This window comes from Natronospira sp., assembly GCF_007134575.1.
Classification (GTDB): domain Bacteria; phylum Pseudomonadota; class Gammaproteobacteria; order Natronospirales; family Natronospiraceae; genus Natronospira; species Natronospira elongata.
On sequence record NZ_SLKM01000075.1, the window covers coordinates 1 to 17,539 of the forward strand.

The window sequence follows — 17,539 nt, forward strand, 5'->3', positions numbered from 1 at the left end:
CATTGAGGCCCGAGGGCCCGAAAGCGCCCTCATCCAGAGGCCGGATATACGGCAGCAATCCTGTCCCTGTCATCCAGTTCACGGAGCCTTGCAATGGGGGAGGAGACCATATACGTTCCTGGAAAGGCCTGTCGCCACCTAGGCCGGAATGCAATCCGTCACCGGCAACGCAGGGTACTGACCCCAATCAACGCCATTCGAAATGACCGAAGCGCCCCCGTCACCAGCATCCAAGGGCACTAAGCTATTCGATGCCCACCAACGCAAGCCCTCAGCCCACCGCCGGCACCTCGCCGATTACATCGCGGCCCTGCAGCGGCTCACTATCCCAATGCTCCAGCGCCCACGCCCAGATCTCTTCCAGCGTAGCGCCTTGCAGGGGCTCGGGGATCGCCTGGCCGAGGGTGCGCAGGGCGTGGAAGAGGAGGGCGGGGGCCTGGCCGGTGTCCAGGCCGGTGGCGCCGGTCTGTTTGCTGAGCTTTTGGCCTTCCCGGTTAAGGATAACCGGCAGATGGGCGTAGCAGGGCGGGGTCAGGCCCAGGCAGTGCATGAGGTGAATCTGGCGCGGGGCGCTGTAAAGCAGATCAATGCCACGCACCACATGACTGATCTCCCCATCACCGTCATCCACCGCTGCGGCAAGATGATAGGCAAACAGCCCATCCGCACGACGAATGACGAAATCCCCCATCTGCGCTTCCAGGTCCACTGCTATCGGGCCCTGGTAGTCATCCTTGAATTCGATCTGGGCCTCATGAGTGGACAGGCGGATGGCGCGGCCTTCCCGTCCCGGTGGCATGCCGTTTCGGCAGGTGCCGGGATAGATCGGCCCGTCCACGCCCTCGCGGGCGACGGCGCGCACTTCCCGGCGGGTGCAGGCGCAGGGATAAGCCAGGCCGCCCGCCAGCAGCTGCTCCAGAGCTGCCTGGTAACGGTCCAGGTGGGTGGATTGGAGAATGATCGGCCCGTCCCATTCAAAGCCAAATGCTTCCAGGGTGCGGGGTATCTCGTCGCGGGCGCCGGCTGCCTCACGGGGCGGGTCGATGTCGTCAATGCGGAGCAGCCAGCGGCCTCCGTGGCGGCGCGCTTCCAGATAGCTGGCGGTGGCGGCGAGCAGGGAGCCGAAGTGCAGCGGGCCGGTGGGAGAGGGGGCAAAGCGGCCGGTGTAGGGGGTCCGGGAAACGGCGTCTGACATGCGGCTGTCGGAGCCTCCGGCGGGTTCGGTGATCCGACCCCGGCGACTGCCGGGGCCGGGCAGGACCTGAGAATCTTGCCGGCTTGCTAGCCGATCATCTGCTTCTCGCGAATCTCGTCCAGGGTCTTGCAGTCGATGCACAGCGTCGCCGTGGGGCGGGCCTCAAGCCGGCGAATGCCGATCTCGATGCCACAGGAATGACAGAAGCCGTAATCGTCTTCCTTGATCGCCTGCAGGGACTCGTCGATTTTCTTGATTAGCTTCCGCTCCCGGTCACGGGCCCGCAGCTCGAGGCTGAACTCGGACTCCTGGGTGGCGCGGTCACTGGGATCGGGGAAGTTGGCGGCCTCGTCCTGCATGTGGTGGACGGTGCGGTCGACTTCCTCCATCAGATCGTATTTCCAGGCCAGCAGAATCTGACGGAAATGCTCCCGCTGGTCCTCGTTCATGTACTCCTCGCCCTTGCGAGGCTCATAGGGCTTGATGCCCGTATCCGCGGCCACGGTACCGGCGGTCACCGTCTTCTTCCTGGTCGCCTTCTTGCTGGCGGCCTTCTTCGCGGCTGTCTTTTTCGCGGCGGTCTTCTTGGCGGTCTTTTTCTTCGTCACGGTCTTTTTCGCGGCCTTTTTCCGGGTCGATGTTTTTTTCTTGCTGGATTTCTTTGCAGCCATGGCCCTTGACTCCCCATGCTGAAAGCGGCTTTCAGCCCTGCAACCGGTCAGGCCCGGGGCAGGGTTCGGTGGTTCATCCCTGATCTCCGATGCAAGTGATGGCGATAGCCGATCAGTGGCAGGTTATACAGAAAGGGCACGGGGCACGCAAGGTGCCATGGCCGCTCAGGCCTCAGGGCAGTTCAACCGGCGCAGGGGCCTGCCAGTCCGGCGCCCGATGCTCGGCCACCACTTTGGTCCAGATGCCGCCCCGGACGTTGAAATCGCCGGTCACGCGCATGAACTTGGGCGAAATCGTGGCCACCAGATCGTCCAGGATCTGATTGGTCACATCCTCGTGAAAGGCGCCTTCGTCGCGGAAGGCCCAGATGTAGAGCTTGAGGGACTTCAGTTCCACACAGAGCTCGTCGGGGACGTAGGCCAATTCGATGGTGGCGAAATCCGGCTGGCCGGTCTTGGGGCAGAGGCAGGTGAATTCCGGAATTTCCATCCGGATGGTAAAGTCACGGCCGGGCCTGGGATTGGGAAAGGTTTCCAGGGTCTTGCTGGGAGTGGTGCTCACGATGTGCTCCGCTGTCGGGAAATGGATGTCACTGGCTGAGCGGGGGCAGTGATCGGATTCTTCGCCGCCCGCCCGGAACGGGATTAAACCGGACCCGGCTTTACATTACAATGCCGGGATTGTTTTGGCCCCAGAGCCCGGATTATTTCGGCCCCGGCCGCGAGCATCGCCGCGCGGGGCCCCTGAATGACGGAAAATTCATGCGACTGAGCAAGATCAAACTGGCCGGATTCAAATCCTTCGTCGATCCGACCACCATCACCTTTCCCACGCCGTTGACCGGCATCATCGGTCCCAACGGCTGTGGCAAATCCAATGTCATCGATGCCGTGCGCTGGGTCATGGGGGAGAGCTCCGCCAAGCACCTGCGCGGTGATTCCATGGCCGATGTGATCTTCAACGGCTCCACCAGCCGCAAGCCGGTGGGCACCGCCTCCATCGAACTGGTCTTCGATAATTCCGACGGGTCCGTGGGCGGGCAGTACGCCGGCTACAACGAGATTTCCGTGCGTCGTCAGGTGTCCCGTGACGGTACCTCCAGCTACTATCTCAATGGCTCTCGCTGCCGTCGGCGCGATATTCAGGATATTTTCCTGGGGACCGGCCTGGGTCCGCGCAGTTACGCCATTATCGAGCAAGGGATGATCAGCCGTCTCATCGAGGCCAAGCCGGAAGAGTTGCGGGTGTTTCTGGAAGAGGCCGCGGGGATCTCCAAGTACAAGGAGCGCCGGCGGGAGACCGAGAACCGGATTCGCCATACCCGCGAGAACCTGGAACGCCTCAGTGATCTGCGCGAGGAGGTGGAAAAGCAGCTCAACCACCTGGACCGCCAGGCGCGCACCGCCGAGAAATACAAGCAGCTCAAGGCCGAGGAGCGGGAGCTGCGGGCTCAGCTGCTGGCCCTGCGGGTGCGGGAGTTGGATGGCGGTCTGGAGAGCCAGGACCGTCGCCTGGCCGAGATCGAGAACCGCATGCAGGCCGAGATCAGCCACCAGCGGAGCCTGGAAAAGGAGCTGGAGGCAGAGCGTGAGCGTCAGACCGAGGCCAGCGAGGCCTTCAACGAGGTACAGGCGCGCTATTACAGCACGGGGGCGGAGATCACCCGGGTCGAGCAGGCCATCCAGCATGCCCGGGAGATGCGTCAGCGTCAGTTGGAGGATCTGGAGCGCGCCGAGCATTCCCTGGAGCAGACCCGCAACCATATCCGCCGGGACGAAGAGTATCTCAAGGATACCGAAAGCGGGCTGGCAGAAATGGAGCCGGGCCTGGAGCGCCTGCGGGAGGCCGCCGAGCAGTCCGTGAGCGCCCAGGAGCAGGCCGAGAAGCGGCTGGCCGAGTGGCAGGAACGCTGGGACAGCTTCAGCCGCCGTGCGGGTGAAGATCAGCAGACCGCCGAAGTCTCGCGCACCCGGATCGAACACCTGGAAACCCAGGTCCGGCGTCAGTTGGAGCGGGTGGAGAAGATTCGCGAACAGCGGGATCAGCTATCCACCGAAGCCATGCGCCGTCAGGAGCAGGAGCTGGGCGAGGAGCGGGATCGCCAGGGCGAGCGACATGATGCCCTGTCCGACTCCCTGGAAGGTCACCGTGAGGCCCTGGAGAGCGCCCGTGGCCAGGAGCGGGAGCTGAGTCGTCGGCTGCATGAGCGCCGCAATGAGTTGCAAAGCCTCAATGGCCGGATCAGCTCCCTCGAAGCCCTGCAGCAGGCAGCGCTCAACAAGGACGGTGGCGGCAATGCCGAATGGCTGAAACAGCAAGGGCTGGCAGAGCGGCCCCGTCTGGCCGAGCGTATCCGCGTCTCGGAAGGCTGGGAGCGGGCGGTGGAAACCGTGCTCGGCCATCACCTGGAGTCGGTCAGCGTGGACGATGTGTCCATGGCCCTGGACGAGTTGCCGGGGCTTGAGTCCGGACAGCTGGGTCTGGTTTCGGCCGCTGATGGCCAGTCGGCCGCCGCCGATGCCGAGCATCTGGCAGCCAAGGTCGAGGGGCCGGCCGTGATTGGCGAACTGCTGTCCGGCGTTCGGGTCGCCCACAATCTGGAACAGGCCCGACAGCAACTGCCCACCCTGGCTGCCGGGGAGTCGGTGGTCTGCCGCGACGGCACCTGGCTGGGCCGGCACTGGGTCCGGGTGGTGCGGGCCGAACAGTCTGAAGACAGTGTGCTCAAGCGCGAGCAGTCCCTGAAGTCGCTGCAGGCCGATCACGAGACCCTGGAAGCCGAGTGCGAGACCCTGGCGGAATCCCTTGAGGCGGCCCGTGGTGAGGTCAAGGAGCGCGAGGCCGGTCTGGAAGACGCCCAGCGTGAGTTCAACCAGCTCCACCGCAGCATCTCCGATATCGATGCCCGGCTGGAGTCCCTGCGCTCACGGATCTCTCAGGCGGACGAAAGACGGGAAGCCCTGAGCCGGGAAGAAAGTGAGCTGGAAAGCCAGCTCGAGGAACAGAATCGCCAGTTGAAAGAGGTCCGCGGGCGCCTGGAAACCAGTGTCGATGCCATGCAGGCCGGTGAGGACGAGCGTCGTGAGCTGGAAGCCGAGCGGGCACAGATTCGCGAGGCCCTGGAAGAAGCCCGGCGCAAGGCCCGTGAGGATCAGCAGGCGGCCCATGAACTGGCTCTGAAGGTGGAATCCCGCCGCTCCAGCCTGGAGTCCACCCGGCGTGGGCTGGAGCGCATGCAGGCCCAGCTTGAGGAATTGTCAGAGCGTCGCTCCAGCCTCAGTGAAGCCCTGGACCAGGATGAGAATCCGGTGGCCGGTCAGGAAGAGCAACTGGAGCGCCTGCTGGAACGGCGCAAGCAGGTAGATGAGGAACTGGCGTCTGCTCGCCGCCGGATGGAGGCCATCGATGCGGACATCCGTGAGAAGGAGCAGCAGCGGGTAGAGCACGAGCAGAAGGCCGCCGAGCTGCGTGGCGAGCTGGAGAAGCTGCGACTGGAAAGCCAGGAGGCAAGGGTGCGCCGGGAGACCCTGGTGGAGCAGCTCAACGAACTGGAGACCGATCTGGAGACGGTGGCCGCCTCGCTGCCGGAGGATGCCTCGGTCAGTGACTGGAATGAGAGTCTGCAGGCCGTGGAGCGCCGCATCAGTCGACTGGGGAATATCAACCTGGCCGCCATCGACGAGTTCCGGGAACAGTCCGAACGCAAGCAGTATCTGGACACCCAGTATGACGATCTCACCGAAGCCTTGGAGACCCTGGAGTCGGCAATCCGCAAGATCGACCGGGAAACCCGGACCCGCTTCAAGGAGACCTACGACAAGGTCAATGCCGGGCTCAAGGAAACCTTCCCGCGTCTGTTCGGGGGCGGTCACGCCTACCTGGAAATGACCGGCGAGGATTTGCTCGATGCAGGCGTTGCCGTGATGGCGCGGCCGCCCGGTAAACGCAACAGCAGCATCAGTGCCTTGTCGGGTGGTGAGAAGGCGCTGACCGCGGTGTCGCTGGTGTTCTCCATTTTCGAATTGAACCCGGCACCCTTCTGCATGCTGGACGAGGTGGATGCGCCCCTGGATGATGCCAATGTGGGTCGTTTCTGTGACCTGGTGAAGGAAATGTCGGAACGGGTCCAGTTCATTTTCATCACCCACAACAAGATCACCATGGAGCTGTCCAATCAGCTGTTGGGTGTGACCATGAATGAACCCGGTGTCTCCAGGCTGGTCTCGGTGGATGTGGATGAAGCCGTGGAAATGGCCACGGCCTGAACAGAGAATGCGTATTGTTCCAGGGTCTGGGCCCCAAGGTGTGGGCACCCGGGGCCTGGGGATTTCCCAGCGGTATGCGGCCTTCGAGCGTGGCCCGCTGAACTGTGAACCAGGGTGGAGAATGGATGCCGGAGCTTAGGCTGGCACTGATCGGACTGGGTGTCGTGCTCGTGATCGCGGTTTATGCCTACACGCGTTGGCAAGGCCGTGAGCGGGAGCAGTCGCTGCATCGGCCGCCGCGTCCCTCGCAGCGGGTGGACAGTGATGAACTGCCTCGCGTCAAGCTGCGGCCGGAGGCCGGTGAGGCGGTGCCTTCCGAGCCGAAGTCGGGCGTTGAGGAGGATGAACTGCCCAGTCTGCGTCCGGAGACGCCGGCGCTACGCCGGGAGAGCCGTGCGGCCGCTACAAGCCCTGAACCGGAATCCCCTGAACGATCGGACCGGGCACTTGCCCGCGGCCTGGGTCGTCTTAGAGAGCGCCTGAGGGATCTGGGCGCGGCGGCGGAGGAATCAGCACCGGAGCCGGATGTCCGCGACGATCACCAAGCCGATGGGGCCCTGGATGCCCAGGCCGGGGATGAGCCCGAGCTGCCGGAATACAACCCGAATTCCCAGAAGATTGTTTCTTTGCATGTCAGAGCCGTGGGAGAGCAAGGACTGGAAGGGGCCGGACTGCGTCAGTTGCTGGAACAGGCCGGAGCTCGCCACGGTCAGTATCAGATCTTTCATCGCAGTGAGCGGGATGAGCAGGGCAAGCTGGCGCTGCTGTTCAGCGTGGCCAATATGGTTGAGCCCGGTCATTTCGATCTGGCGGAAATGGATTACAGTCACTATCGGGGTATTACCCTGTTCGCGGTACTGCCGGGGCCATGGCCGGGGGTGGAGACCTTCCATGAAATGCTGAGCCTGGCTCATCAGGTTGCCGAAACCCTCGGCGGCGATGTCCGGGATGAAGCCCGTAACCCCTTCTCCCGGCAGCGTGCCACCTATATCGAAGAAGAAATCACCGAGTTCGAACGGCTGCGCCGCCAGGTGCAGCGTCAACCTGCCGGGAGTCGCTGATGAAGCAGGGGAGCCGGGAGGCGGCCGCCCGTCGCGTGGCGGAGCTGCGGGAGCAGATCCAGCACCACGATCATCGCTATCACGTCCTTGACGAACCTGAAATCCCGGATGCCGAATACGATGCGCTGATGGCCGAGCTCCAGGCCCTGGAAGCCGAGTTTCCCGACCTGCAAAGCGCCGATTCCCCCACCCGCCGTGTCGGTGGCGAAGCCGACAGTGCCTTTGCGCCGGTCCGCCATGAAAAGCCCATGTTGTCTCTGGACAATGCCTTTGGGGCGGAGGACCTGGAGGCATTCGATCGCCGGGTTCGGGAACGCCTCGGGCATTCGTCTGCGGTGTCCTACCACGGCGAACCCAAGCTGGATGGGCTGGCAGTCAGCCTGCTTTACGAGGACGGTGAGCTGGTTCGAGCGGCTACCCGGGGTGACGGTGAAACCGGCGAAGATGTGACTCACAGCGTGCGGACCATTGCCCAGGTGCCGGTGGTTCTCGAAGGCAAGTATATTCCCCGTCGGTTGGAGGTGCGGGGCGAGATCTTCATGAGCCATGAAGGTTTCGAGAAGCTCAATACGGCACAACGCAAGCGGGGCGAGAAGACCTTCGTCAATCCCCGCAATGCAGCGGCCGGCAGTGTGCGGCAACTGGATGCCCGGGTCGCCCGGCGGCGGCCTCTGGAGATCTTCTGTTATGGCATCGGCATCATCGAGGGTGGGCCCACGGTTAACACCCAGACCGACTTGCTTTCGGCACTGGCCGATTGGGGCTTGCCGGTTTCCCCGGAAGGTCGTCGTCTTGATGGCCTGAAGGCCTGCCTCGATTATTACCAGGCGATTCTCGAGCGCCGTGAGTCGCTGGATTACGATATTGATGGGGTGGTCTTCAAGGTGGATCGCCTCGACTGGCAGGCGAGACTCGGCCAATTGTCGAGGGCACCGCGCTGGGCCATTGCTCACAAGTTTCCGGCCCAGGAGAAGACTACCGTACTGCGCAATGTGGAGTTCCAGGTTGGCCGCACCGGGGCGATTACCCCGGTGGCCCGCCTGGAGCCGGTCTTCGTCGGCGGGGCCACGGTCAGCAATGCCACCCTGCACAACATGGACGAGATCCGCCGCAAGGACGTGCGCATTGGCGACACCGTCATTGTCCGTCGGGCCGGGGATGTGATCCCGGAGGTGGTGGCAGCGGTCACCGATCGCCGTCCCCCGGAAGCGGCAGTAATCGAGTTTCCCGAGCAATGCCCCGTCTGTGGTGCCGATGTGGTCCGCGAGCCCGGGGAAGCGGTTCATCGTTGTACCGGACGCATGAACTGCGCCGCCCAGCAACTGGAGACCCTGCGTCATTTCGTCTCGCGCACGGCGCTGGATATCGAGGGGCTGGGTGACAAGAGCCTGGCCCGATTCTTTGAGAGGGAATGGGTGCGCCGTCCTTCTGACATCTTTCGGCTCCACGAGCGAAAGGCCGAGCTGCTGGCCCTGGATGGCTTCGGCGAGCGCTCCGTGGAGAAGCTGCTGGAGGAGATCGAAGCCAAACGGCGAGTGACGCTGGGGCGCTTCCTGTTCGCCCTGGGCATTCCCAGCGTGGGCGCCACCCTGGCCAAGGGGCTGGCCAATGCCTTCGGCCGTTTCCAGTCGATTCGCAAGGCCACCATGCCCTTGCTGCTGTGCGTGCCGGATATCGGGCCGGGGGTGGCCGGGGCCATCCGGGATTTCTTCGACGATGAAGGCAATGCCCGGGAAGTGGACCGCCTGTTTGAGCGCTCGGATGGCATTGTTCTCAGCGACGAGGCCGATTTCAGTCCCGATTACGTCCACGACATTACTCTGCAGTCCCTGCTCAAGGCCCTGTCCATCAAAGGGGCGACCGGCAAGCGGGTCGAGACCATCGCGGCTCACTGCCCGGATTTCACCGCCCTGTGGCAGTTCCAGGCGGGCGACAGCGGGGATGAGAAAACCGACCAGGCCATTCTCAAGGCCCGTCGCGCCCTGGAAGACGCCAATATGCGTCCGATTCTGGATGAGACTGAGTCCTTGCTGCGGGAGTGGGGCATTCACTGGACGCAGGACCGCTCCGACTATCAGCAGGCGGCAGACGAGTCGCCGCTGGCGGGCAAGACCTTTGTCCTCACCGGTACCCTGGCTGAGATGACCCGTGACGAGGCCCGGGCGGCCATTGAAGCGGCGGGGGGCAAGGTGACCGGCAGCGTCTCCAGTCGCACCGATTACCTGGTAGCCGGCGACAAGGCCGGTTCCAAGCGGGACAAGGCAGAGAAGCTTGGCGTGCCCGTGCTTTCCGAGGACAAGCTCAAGGCCCTGCTGGCGGGAGAGTGACCCAGTGGGCTAGCCCCTTTGGTCAGCCTGGTTGATTTGGGAATTCCCGGTCACGCAATGATTGTCGCGAAATGCTTGGCAAGGCCATACATTGGGGGGTAGTCTGTTCAGTTGGTGTGTGTCCCGGCGGAGGACAGCCTTGCAACATAATCGGGTAAATCTTTTTCTGCCCGCCATGGCAATACTCATGTCAGCGTGCGCCGGCACCCAGGTGCCCCCCTACGGCATCCGGGAGGGCGAGCTGCCGCCGTGCGCCGACGCCCGTACCTGTCTGTCCAGTCATCCCGATGAGCGGGAGGTGGCGCAGGCGGATGTGCTTGAGTATGACGGGACCCGCAGGGAAGGGCGTTCGGCCCTTGCGGCCGTGATCCAGGGATTCCCTGGCGCTCGGATTGTATCCAGCCATCGAACCTATTTGCGGGTGGAATTCACCGGCTCGGTCTTTCGCGAGGGCGATGAGTTCTACTTTCAGTCCGAGACCATGGTCGACGAGGTGGAATTCTACTTCCCGCCGCAACGCAACATCATTCATGTCCGCGCCGCGGCCCGCGCCGGCCCCATCGATCGTGATCGAGGCCGTGATCGCTTCCGGGCCCTCCAGACCCTGATCCGCGAATACCAGGATCGGAGCGGTCAGAGCAGCCTGCGACTCTGATTGTCGCGCCTGAAACCGGCTCGAAAAAAAGCGCCCCGCGGGGCGCTTTTTCATGTTGCTGCAGATTGCTTTTCTCTGCAGGGGGAACGATTACCGCTCCACCTCGGCCTGTTCCCGGAGTTCGGAAACATAGCGCTGCACCCGTTGCTGGCGCAGGTTGTCGGCGATCTGCTCACGCACTTCCTCGAAAGCCGGGCCTTCCGTTTCCCGGGTGTCCTCGAGCAGGATCACATGCCAGCCGAACTGGGTCTGGACGGGCTCGGCGGTGAAGCTGCCCGCTTCCATGGCCCGAACGGCATTGGCGAAGGGCTCCACCATCTGCTCGGCGGGGAACCAGCCCAGGTCACCACCCCGCTCACCGGTGGGGCCCGTGCTGTGTTCGCGGGCCAGTTCGGCGAAATCGGCACCCTCGTCCAGTGCAGCAATCAGGTCGCGGGCGGTGTCTTCATCTTCCACCAGGATATGCCGGGCACTGTATTCCTTGCTGTCCGAGTATTGTACTTCGTACTGCTCGCGGAGGGTGTCCTCGCTGATGGGCTCATCCTCTTCCAGCTTGCGCATGAGTGCATCGGCCAGGGTCTGCATCCGCTCCAGGGCCATGGCGGCCCGGATCTCGTCTTCCTGATGGATGCCACGACGCTCGGCCTCTCGGCTCAGGATCGTCAGATTGATCAGGTGGTCGGTGAGCTGTTCCCGTTGCTGGGGCTGGAGACCATCCATGTCAAAGCCCGGGTACTGGCGTACAAAGGCCGCCAGGAGGCGGTCGGATACAGGTTTCCCATCCACGGTGGCCAGGGTCTCGCCGCCCAGGTCCTCTCCATTCCGGTCACGGTCTCCATTGGCCGGGGTTTCGGTCTCACAGGCCATCAGGCCCAGCAGACCGAGCACAATCAGACTGCTCAGTAGTTTCTTCATGATCATCCTCTCTTGGCTAAGGCCGGGCGCACCCGGCGTGATTTCAGTTATCTTCCTCTGCCGCCGCATCGATCTGCAGGGCATGGATATCGCTTTCCATCATCTCGCCGAGGGCCTCGAAAACCAGCCGGTGACGGGCCAGGGGCCGCTTGCCGGCAAAGGCCTCGGCGCGAATGCGGACATGGAAATGACCGCGGCCGTCGCGGGCCCCGGGATGGCCGACATGCAAATGACTGTCATCACGGATCACCAACTCCGCTGGTGCAAAGCGGCTTTCCAGTATCTGGCGCATGCGTTTAACGCGTTCAGTATTGTCGCTCATGCATCCTCCCGGATTCAGGGCAGGGCGCGGATAAAGGGGCGTACCTCGACGGACTCGTAGACACCGACCTCAATGTAGGGATCGGCCTTTGCCCAGTTCTCGGCGGCCGTCAGGCTATCGAATTCGGCAATCACCACACTGCCGCTGACGCCGGCCGGCCCGGGTGCCGGGGCGTCGTCCCGGGGGCAGGGACCGGCCACCAGCAGGCGACCCGCCTCCTTGAGGGCTTCCAGGCGCTCCAGGTGCGCCGGTCGCGCGTTCTGGCGTGCACTCAGGCTGTCCGGCCGGTCCCGGCCAATGATCACATACCACATCGACTCGACCCCCTGTCGAAAAGCGAAAAGACTATCACAGCCAGTGCCGGCCCGGCTCGTGTTAGCATCCCGTGGTTGGCAGTGGAGGGAGCATGAGCCAGTATTTCCAGATACATCCGGTGGACCCCCAGCCGCGGCTGGTGCGCCAGGCCGTGCGCATACTGCGCGATGGGGGCGTGATCGTATATCCCACGGACTCCATTTACGCCCTCGGCTGCGCCCTGGAGGAGAAGAACGCCGTGGAGCGAATCCAGTGGCTGCGCCAGACCGACAAGGGCCACAACCTGACCTTGGTCTGTCGTGATCTCTCCGAGATCGGCACCTACGCCCGGGTGGACAACTCGGTCTTCAGATTGCTGAAGGCTCACACCCCCGGGCCCTACACCTTCATACTCAAGGCCACCGGCGAGGTGCCTCGCAGGCTGCAGAATCCCAAGCGCAAGACCATTGGCATCCGCGTCCCGGACAATGCCATTGTGAGGGCCCTGCTGGAGGAGCACGGGGAGCCGATTTTGAGCTCCACCCTGATACTGCCGGGGGATGAGCTGCCCTTCACCGATCCGGAGGATATCCGGGAGCGCCTGGAGCACCATGTGGACCTGGTGGTCGACGGCGGCAACTGCGGCCTTGAGCCCAGCACCGTGGTGGATTTGAGCGAGCTGCCGCCGCGGATCCTGCGCCATGGTCGCGGTGATCCGGCCCCCTTCGAGCTCTGATCGGGTGCGAGAGGGCGAGACCCGGGGCCTCGCTTCCCTTTATAATGTCCGGCTTGCCCGCCCGACGGGATTTTTGTCCATTACGCAGGAGTAGAGATTTGGTTTCCGCAAGCGGTCAGAACAACAGGATCGTGTCCGGCATGCGGCCCACCGGCCGCCTCCATCTCGGCAATTACCACGGCGCCCTGAAGAACTGGGTCAAGCTGCAGCATGAATACGACTGCTTCTTTTTCGTGGCCGACTGGCATGCCCTGACCACCCATTACGAGGATACCGGGGACGTGGCCTCCCGCGCCTGGGACATGATCATTGACTGGCTGGCCGCCGGCGTGAATCCGGGCTCGGCGACCCTGTTCATTCAGTCCCGGGTGCCGGAACATGCGGAACTGCATCTGCTGCTCTCCATGATCACGCCCCTGTCCTGGCTGGAGCGGGTGCCCACCTACAAGGATCAGCAGGAAAAGCTCAAGGAACGGGACCTGTCCACCTACGGCTTTCTTGGCTATCCCCTGCTGCAGAGCGCGGATATCCTGATGTACAAGCCGGGCCTGGTGCCGGTGGGCGAAGATCAGGTGGCCCATGTGGAGATTACCCGCGAGATCGCCCGCCGCTTCAATCACAGTTTCGGCCGCGAGCCCGAGTTCGAGAGTCGTGCCGAGACCGCCCTGCGCAAGACCGGCAAGAAGAATGCCCGTCTGTTCCGTGAGATGCGAAAGCGCTGGCAGGAGCAGGGCGATGAAGAATCCCTGGAGGTGGCGCGGGCCATGCTGTCCTCCCAGCAGAACCTGACCAAGGGCGACCGGGAACGCCTGTTTGGCTATCTTGAAGGCGGGGGCCGGGAAATCCTGGTGGAGCCGGAGGCCCTGCTCACCGAGACCCCCAAGATGCCCGGCCTGGGCGGGCAGAAGATGTCCAAGTCCTACGGCAATACCATTGGGCTGCGTGAACCGCTGGAGTCGGTGGAACAGAAGATTCGCACCATGCCCACCGACCCGGCCAGGGTGCGTCGCAGTGATCCGGGCACGCCGGAGAAATGTCCCCTGTGGGAATTTCACAAGATCTATTCGGACAAGGACACCCAGGAATGGGCCCACAAAGGCTGTACCACGGCGGGGATCGGCTGCCTCGAGTGCAAGGGCCCGGTCATTGAGGCGGTGAGCAATGAGCTCCGGCCCATTCAGTCCCGCGCCCAGGAATATGAGGAAGACCCGGACGCGGTGCGCAGCATTATCCAGGAAGGTTGTGAAACGGCACGCTCCCGGGCCAGGGAAACCCTGGACGAGGTGCGTCAGATCATGGGGTTGCAGTACCGGTGACGATGGACGAGCAGGACAGGCAGGCCCAGGACGCCGACAACAACCGTCCGGCGGAGGCGGCAGAACAGCAGCCTGACAACCCGCAGGGCGAAGCCGGCGATGGGCAGGTCAATGATCCGGCCGAGGGGCGTCAGGAGGAAATGCCCTTTGCCCTGGTCCAGGGCGAGCCGTTCACCAACCTGCCCAAGGATCTCTACATTCCGCCCGATGCCCTGGAGGTCTTTCTCGAGGCCTTCGAGGGGCCTCTGGACCTGCTGCTGTACCTGATCAAGCGCCAGAATCTGGACATCCGGGACATTCCCATTGCCCAGATCACCCAGCAGTACATGCAGTACGTGGAGCTCATGAAGGAGCTTCGTCTGGAGTTGGCGGCGGAATATCTGGTCATGGCCGCGATGCTGGCCGAGATCAAATCCCGGATGCTGCTGCCCCGACCCTCGGTCAGTGAAGAGGAGGAGGGCGAGGACCCGCGGGCGGAGCTGATCCGCCGCCTGCAGGAATACGAGCGCTACAAGACTGCCGCCGAGGACATCGACAGCATGCCGCGAATGGGCCGGGATGTGTTCCAGGCCGAGGGCGAGTTGGTCGGCCGTCGGGTGGTGGAGATGGTGCCCGAGGTGACTCTCAAGGAGCTGATGCTGGCCTTCAAGGAAGTCCTGCGGCGGGCCGACATGTTCCAGCATCACCAGGTCCAGCGGGAGGCCCTGTCCGTTCGCCAGCGCATGTCCGAGGTGCTGAGCAGTCTGGATGACGGTCGCTTCCGGGACTTTACCGGCCTTTTTCCTCGCGAGGAGGGGCGTATGGGTGTGGTGGTGACCTTCATGGCCATCCTGGAATTGGTCAAGGAGCGCCTGGTGGAAATCGTGCAGGCCGAGCTCTACGGCCCCATTCATCTGCGCGCCAGTGCGGCGGTAACCGAAGGCGAGGCGCCGGAGGATGCCGGACAGACGACGCCTGGCGATGATGAGCAATCGGGGCCGGAGCAGGCCGGTGGAGAACAGGGAGCCTGAGCTTCCGGGAATCGGGGAAGGAATGGACGAGCAACAGCTAAAGAATATCGTTGAAGGCGCACTGCTGGCAGCCGGCCGGCCGCTCAAAATCGATGACTTGGAAGGCCTGTTTCGTGATGAGGAGAAGCCCGATCGCAACGCCCTGCGGGCAGCGCTGGAGGGGCTGACTGCCGATTACGAAGGGCGGGCCATGGAGCTTCGCCAGGTCGCCAGCGGCTTCCGCATTCAGGTGCGGGAGAGTGTCTCTGATTGGGTATCCCGGCTATGGGAAGAGCGTCCGACGCGCTATTCCCGGGCGCTGCTGGAAACCCTGGCATTGATTGCCTACCGCCAGCCCATTACCCGTGGCGAGATCGAGGAGGTTCGCGGGGTCAGTGTCTCCAGCAGCATTGTCCGGACCCTGCAGGAACGTGGCTGGATCAAGGTCGTCGGCCACCGGGATGTGCCTGGCCGCCCGGCCATGTTCGGCACCACCCGGGAGTTTCTCGATTATTTCGGGCTCAAGAGCCTGGATGAACTGCCCACCCTGTCCGAGATCCGTGATATCGACAGCATCAATGTGGAGCTGGATCTGGATGCCGAGGGCAAGCCCGCCGACGATGCGGAAGCGGATGCCCATGGTGATGGCGACGCCGATGGCGAGGCCGCAGGCGAGGACAGGGATGAACAGGATGCCGCCGGTGAGGCAGCCGAGGAGGGTGCCTCCGATGAAGACCGTGAATTGCCGATCGACGCAAGCGAAGAAGATGAATCAGCGTCGGCCCCGCAGGCGGAAGATGCCGTCACCGCCGACGCAGAGCAGGTGGTTGAGGATCCCGACACCGGGGAAAGCGTGGATGAACGCGAGCTGGGCAGCCGTCCGGTGACCGATCCATTCGAGGAAAGTCCCTACGAATCGCAAGACGAGGGCGAAGACCTCGACTTTGAAGAGGTTCCCGAGGAAGCCAATGGCGAAGCGCAAGAAGAAAGTGGCCAGCAAGAAGATCAGTCGGAAACGGAGCGGCAAGCGCCAGGGTCCGGGGCCGAAGTATCCGAGCAGCCACGACCCGAGACTGCCGAAGAAGAAGACGAGCAGGGCCGCGGCCACTGAGGCCATACCGCTGCAGCGGATTCAGAAACTGCTTGCCAATGCCGGCTACGGTTCCAGGCGGGAAGTGGAGTCCTGGCTGGCGGCCGGCCGTATCCAGCTCAATGGCCGCCCGGCGGGCCCCGGCGACAAGGCGGGCGAGGGCGATCGTCTGAGCCTGGACGGCAAACCCTTGCGTCTGGATGCCGGCATGATGCCCGAGCGCCGGGTACTGATCTATCACAAGCCGGTGGGAGAGATGAGCACCCGCCGCGACCCCGAAGGCCGGCCCACCATTTTCGATCGCATCCCCGCCCCCCAACGCGGGCGCTGGGTCTCGGTGGGCCGCCTGGATTTCAACACCGCCGGTTTGATGATCCTGACCACAGATGGCCAACTGGCCGCACGGCTGATGCATCCCTCTCGTCAACTGGTACGCGAATATGCCGTGCGGGTGCGGGGCGAGGTGGCGCCGGAGTTGCTGGACAAGCTGCGCAGCGGTGTGAAGCTGGACGATGGCCCGGCCCGTTTCGAGGAGATTGTTGATACCGGCGGGCAAGGCCAGAATCACTGGTATCACGTGATCCTGCGGGAAGGCCGTTATCGTGAAGTCCGCCGTCTCTGGGAAGCCGTGGGCGCCACTGTCAGCCGCCTTATTCGGGTTCGCTATGGGCCCCTGTCACTGCCCGGCGATCTGCCTCGGGGGCACTGGCGGGAGCTGGGTGCGGGGCAGGTCCGGGCGCTGATGGATGCTGCCGGGCTGGAGCCCGAGGCGCCACTGGCGGAAGCCTCGGACAAGAAGGCTCAATCGGGGCGGCGCTTCAAACCCAATCGAGATTGACGTGTCTGATATCCATGTCTGCCAGGCGGCGTCGCAAGCGACGGGTCTCCCGGCGACAGGATGGAATCTTCAGTTCATGGGTTTCGCAGAAGACCTGGTCGATCCGCTTGATCAGTCCGGTGTCCAGCAGACGATGAAGAACCGCGTACTCGCCGCCCTCGATATCCAGCTTGAGCAGACGGATTCGCCCCTCCTGGGCCTCGATCAGTTCGGCAATATCCAGCAGCTCGATTTCCACCCCCGCATCGGGGTTGATGTTGCGCTTGTCCGCCATCAGCGAGGCGGCCTCGGAATAGAACAGGGCATTGTCTTCGTGGCGCTTGTGAAGATAGAGCCGGGCCTTGCCGTTGTGGTCGGACAGGCCCTTGGGAATGCACTGGACCTGTGGGTGATCGCCGAAGGCCCGCTCAAGGTGACGGAAGGCGACGGGATTGGGTTCGAAGGCCAGCACCCGGGCGCCCTGGCCCAGCAGGCGCAGGGTCACGCTGCCGAAGTTCGCGCCCGCATCGATGACCAGATCGCCCTCGCCAATGGGGAAATGCTCGAAGGCACGACGCGCCCGTTTCTGGCGGCGTCGCTTGATCAGTTTTTGAATGGCCCGCACGGGCATGAGATGACTCCTGGTCGAGGTCCGGCATGAAGCCTAACCCAGCAAGCAGAAAAGCTCACCCTCCGGCCATCGACCGGCGACGGTTGCGACGGGTTTTCGAGCGCCTGCTGGCCCACCACGGCCCCCAGCATTGGTGGCCCCACGACGGTCACCCCTTCGAGATCATGATCGGTGCCGTGCTCACCCAGAATACGGCCTGGACGAATGTGGAAAAGGCCATGGAGCGCCTGCGGCGGGCCCGGGCCCTGACCGCA

At 63.6% G+C, this 17,539-nt stretch carries 16 protein-coding genes and 1 pseudogene; 10 read left to right on the forward strand and 7 right to left on the reverse strand.

The genetic code is table 11. From position 1 onward, the window contains the following. Positions 1 to 271: 271 nt before the first annotated feature. The 3 genes from gluQRS to queF form a co-directional block, all read right to left on the reverse strand. Complete coding sequence (gluQRS, locus tag ACJWXQ_RS03000; protein ID WP_346051576.1) at positions 272 to 1,195, reverse strand: tRNA glutamyl-Q(34) synthetase GluQRS; 924 nt, start codon at positions 1,193 to 1,195, stop codon at positions 272 to 274. Positions 1,196 to 1,281: 86 nt separating this feature from the next. Further along, positions 1,282 to 1,866, reverse strand: coding sequence for an RNA polymerase-binding protein DksA (gene dksA, locus ACJWXQ_RS03005; RefSeq protein ID WP_406672111.1), 585 nt, complete (start codon positions 1,864 to 1,866; stop codon positions 1,282 to 1,284). 172 nt (positions 1,867 to 2,038) lie between these two features. Then, positions 2,039 to 2,428, reverse strand: a complete 390-nt coding sequence (gene queF / locus ACJWXQ_RS03010) for a preQ(1) synthase (protein ID WP_346051575.1) — start codon at positions 2,426 to 2,428, stop codon at positions 2,039 to 2,041. A 200-nt stretch (positions 2,429 to 2,628) separates the two neighbouring features. Here queF and smc point away from each other — a divergent pair, with 200 nt between their 5' ends. The 4 genes from smc to ACJWXQ_RS03030 all read left to right on the forward strand — a co-directional run bounded on the left by smc (position 2,629) and on the right by ACJWXQ_RS03030 (position 10,175). Further along, positions 2,629 to 6,132 (forward strand): chromosome segregation protein SMC, encoded by a 3,504-nt coding sequence (gene smc, locus ACJWXQ_RS03015; protein ID WP_406672112.1) that lies wholly within the window; start codon positions 2,629 to 2,631, stop codon positions 6,130 to 6,132. Between the two features lie 125 nt (positions 6,133 to 6,257). Further along, a complete protein-coding gene (zipA, locus tag ACJWXQ_RS03020) occupies positions 6,258 to 7,193 on the forward strand; it encodes a cell division protein ZipA (protein ID WP_406672113.1) in 936 nt (311 codons plus the stop codon). Continuing rightward, positions 7,193 to 9,520: an NAD-dependent DNA ligase LigA gene (gene ligA / locus ACJWXQ_RS03025; protein ID WP_346051569.1), complete on the forward strand. Its 2,328-nt coding sequence runs from the start codon at positions 7,193 to 7,195 to the stop codon at positions 9,518 to 9,520. The genes zipA and ligA overlap by 1 nt, the downstream gene beginning before the upstream one ends. A 139-nt stretch (positions 9,521 to 9,659) precedes the next feature. After that, entirely contained in the window at positions 9,660 to 10,175 is a 516-nt protein-coding gene (locus tag ACJWXQ_RS03030) for a DUF1499 domain-containing protein (protein ID WP_406672114.1), read from the forward strand. A gap of 90 nt (positions 10,176 to 10,265) precedes the next feature. On the opposite strand, the gene ACJWXQ_RS03035 is transcribed toward ACJWXQ_RS03030, so the two are convergent. The 3 genes from ACJWXQ_RS03035 to ACJWXQ_RS03045 are packed head-to-tail and all read right to left on the reverse strand — an operon-like array spanning position 10,266 to position 11,726. Next, entirely contained in the window at positions 10,266 to 11,090 is an 825-nt protein-coding gene (locus ACJWXQ_RS03035) for a peptidylprolyl isomerase (protein WP_406672115.1), read from the reverse strand. A gap of 43 nt (positions 11,091 to 11,133) precedes the next feature. Continuing rightward, on the reverse strand, positions 11,134 to 11,412 hold the full coding sequence (locus ACJWXQ_RS03040) for a BolA family protein (protein ID WP_346051563.1): 279 nt from the start codon (positions 11,410 to 11,412) through the stop codon (positions 11,134 to 11,136). A 14-nt stretch (positions 11,413 to 11,426) separates the two neighbouring features. Beyond that, positions 11,427 to 11,726: a YciI family protein gene (locus tag ACJWXQ_RS03045; RefSeq protein WP_346051562.1), complete on the reverse strand. Its 300-nt coding sequence runs from the start codon at positions 11,724 to 11,726 to the stop codon at positions 11,427 to 11,429. A gap of 92 nt (positions 11,727 to 11,818) precedes the next feature. Between ACJWXQ_RS03045 and ACJWXQ_RS03050 the strand changes: the two genes are divergently transcribed. From ACJWXQ_RS03050 to rluB, 5 genes are all read left to right on the forward strand, one after another. Beyond that, positions 11,819 to 12,442, forward strand: coding sequence for an L-threonylcarbamoyladenylate synthase (locus ACJWXQ_RS03050; RefSeq protein ID WP_346051560.1), 624 nt, complete (start codon positions 11,819 to 11,821; stop codon positions 12,440 to 12,442). A 98-nt stretch (positions 12,443 to 12,540) separates the two neighbouring features. Next, positions 12,541 to 13,758: a tryptophan--tRNA ligase gene (locus tag ACJWXQ_RS03055; protein ID WP_406672116.1), complete on the forward strand. Its 1,218-nt coding sequence runs from the start codon at positions 12,541 to 12,543 to the stop codon at positions 13,756 to 13,758. A 2-nt stretch (positions 13,759 to 13,760) separates the two neighbouring features. Next, entirely contained in the window at positions 13,761 to 14,768 is a 1,008-nt protein-coding gene (locus tag ACJWXQ_RS03060) for a segregation and condensation protein A (RefSeq protein ID WP_406672117.1), read from the forward strand. 22 nt (positions 14,769 to 14,790) lie between these two features. Next, complete coding sequence (gene scpB / locus ACJWXQ_RS03065) at positions 14,791 to 15,858, forward strand: SMC-Scp complex subunit ScpB (RefSeq protein WP_374729202.1); 1,068 nt, start codon at positions 14,791 to 14,793, stop codon at positions 15,856 to 15,858. A gap of 19 nt (positions 15,859 to 15,877) precedes the next feature. Then, positions 15,878 to 16,675 (forward strand): 23S rRNA pseudouridine(2605) synthase RluB, encoded by a 798-nt coding sequence (rluB, locus tag ACJWXQ_RS03070; protein ID WP_406672118.1) that lies wholly within the window; start codon positions 15,878 to 15,880, stop codon positions 16,673 to 16,675. Here rluB and ACJWXQ_RS03075 read toward each other — a convergent pair. Continuing rightward, positions 16,656 to 17,285 (reverse strand): FkbM family methyltransferase, encoded by a 630-nt coding sequence (locus ACJWXQ_RS03075; protein ID WP_346051555.1) that lies wholly within the window; start codon positions 17,283 to 17,285, stop codon positions 16,656 to 16,658. The genes rluB and ACJWXQ_RS03075 overlap by 20 nt on opposite strands. Before the next feature lie 26 nt (positions 17,286 to 17,311). Here ACJWXQ_RS03075 and ACJWXQ_RS03080 point away from each other — a divergent pair. After that, a pseudogene (locus ACJWXQ_RS03080) lies at positions 17,312 to 17,539 on the forward strand (hypothetical protein); the annotation flags it as partial.

What these genes read in the sequence shown, in the direction of transcription:
- gluQRS (WP_346051576.1), bottom strand. Translation starts at nt 1,195, where the DNA reads ATGTCAGACGCCGTTTCCCGGACCCCCTACACCGGCCGCTTTGCCCCC.
- dksA (WP_406672111.1), bottom strand. Translation starts at nt 1,866, where the DNA reads ATGGCTGCAAAGAAATCCAGCAAGAAAAAAACATCGACCCGGAAAAAG.
- smc (WP_406672112.1), top strand. Translation starts at nt 2,629, where the DNA reads ATGCGACTGAGCAAGATCAAACTGGCCGGATTCAAATCCTTCGTCGAT.
- zipA (WP_406672113.1), top strand. Translation starts at nt 6,258, where the DNA reads ATGCCGGAGCTTAGGCTGGCACTGATCGGACTGGGTGTCGTGCTCGTG.
- ligA (WP_346051569.1), top strand. Translation starts at nt 7,193, where the DNA reads ATGAAGCAGGGGAGCCGGGAGGCGGCCGCCCGTCGCGTGGCGGAGCTG.
- ACJWXQ_RS03035 (WP_406672115.1), bottom strand. Translation starts at nt 11,090, where the DNA reads ATGAAGAAACTACTGAGCAGTCTGATTGTGCTCGGTCTGCTGGGCCTG.
- ACJWXQ_RS03040 (WP_346051563.1), bottom strand. Translation starts at nt 11,412, where the DNA reads ATGAGCGACAATACTGAACGCGTTAAACGCATGCGCCAGATACTGGAA.
- ACJWXQ_RS03045 (WP_346051562.1), bottom strand. Translation starts at nt 11,726, where the DNA reads ATGTGGTATGTGATCATTGGCCGGGACCGGCCGGACAGCCTGAGTGCA.
- ACJWXQ_RS03050 (WP_346051560.1), top strand. Translation starts at nt 11,819, where the DNA reads ATGAGCCAGTATTTCCAGATACATCCGGTGGACCCCCAGCCGCGGCTG.
- ACJWXQ_RS03060 (WP_406672117.1), top strand. Translation starts at nt 13,761, where the DNA reads ATGGACGAGCAGGACAGGCAGGCCCAGGACGCCGACAACAACCGTCCG.
- scpB (WP_374729202.1), top strand. Translation starts at nt 14,791, where the DNA reads ATGGACGAGCAACAGCTAAAGAATATCGTTGAAGGCGCACTGCTGGCA.
- ACJWXQ_RS03075 (WP_346051555.1), bottom strand. Translation starts at nt 17,285, where the DNA reads ATGCCCGTGCGGGCCATTCAAAAACTGATCAAGCGACGCCGCCAGAAA.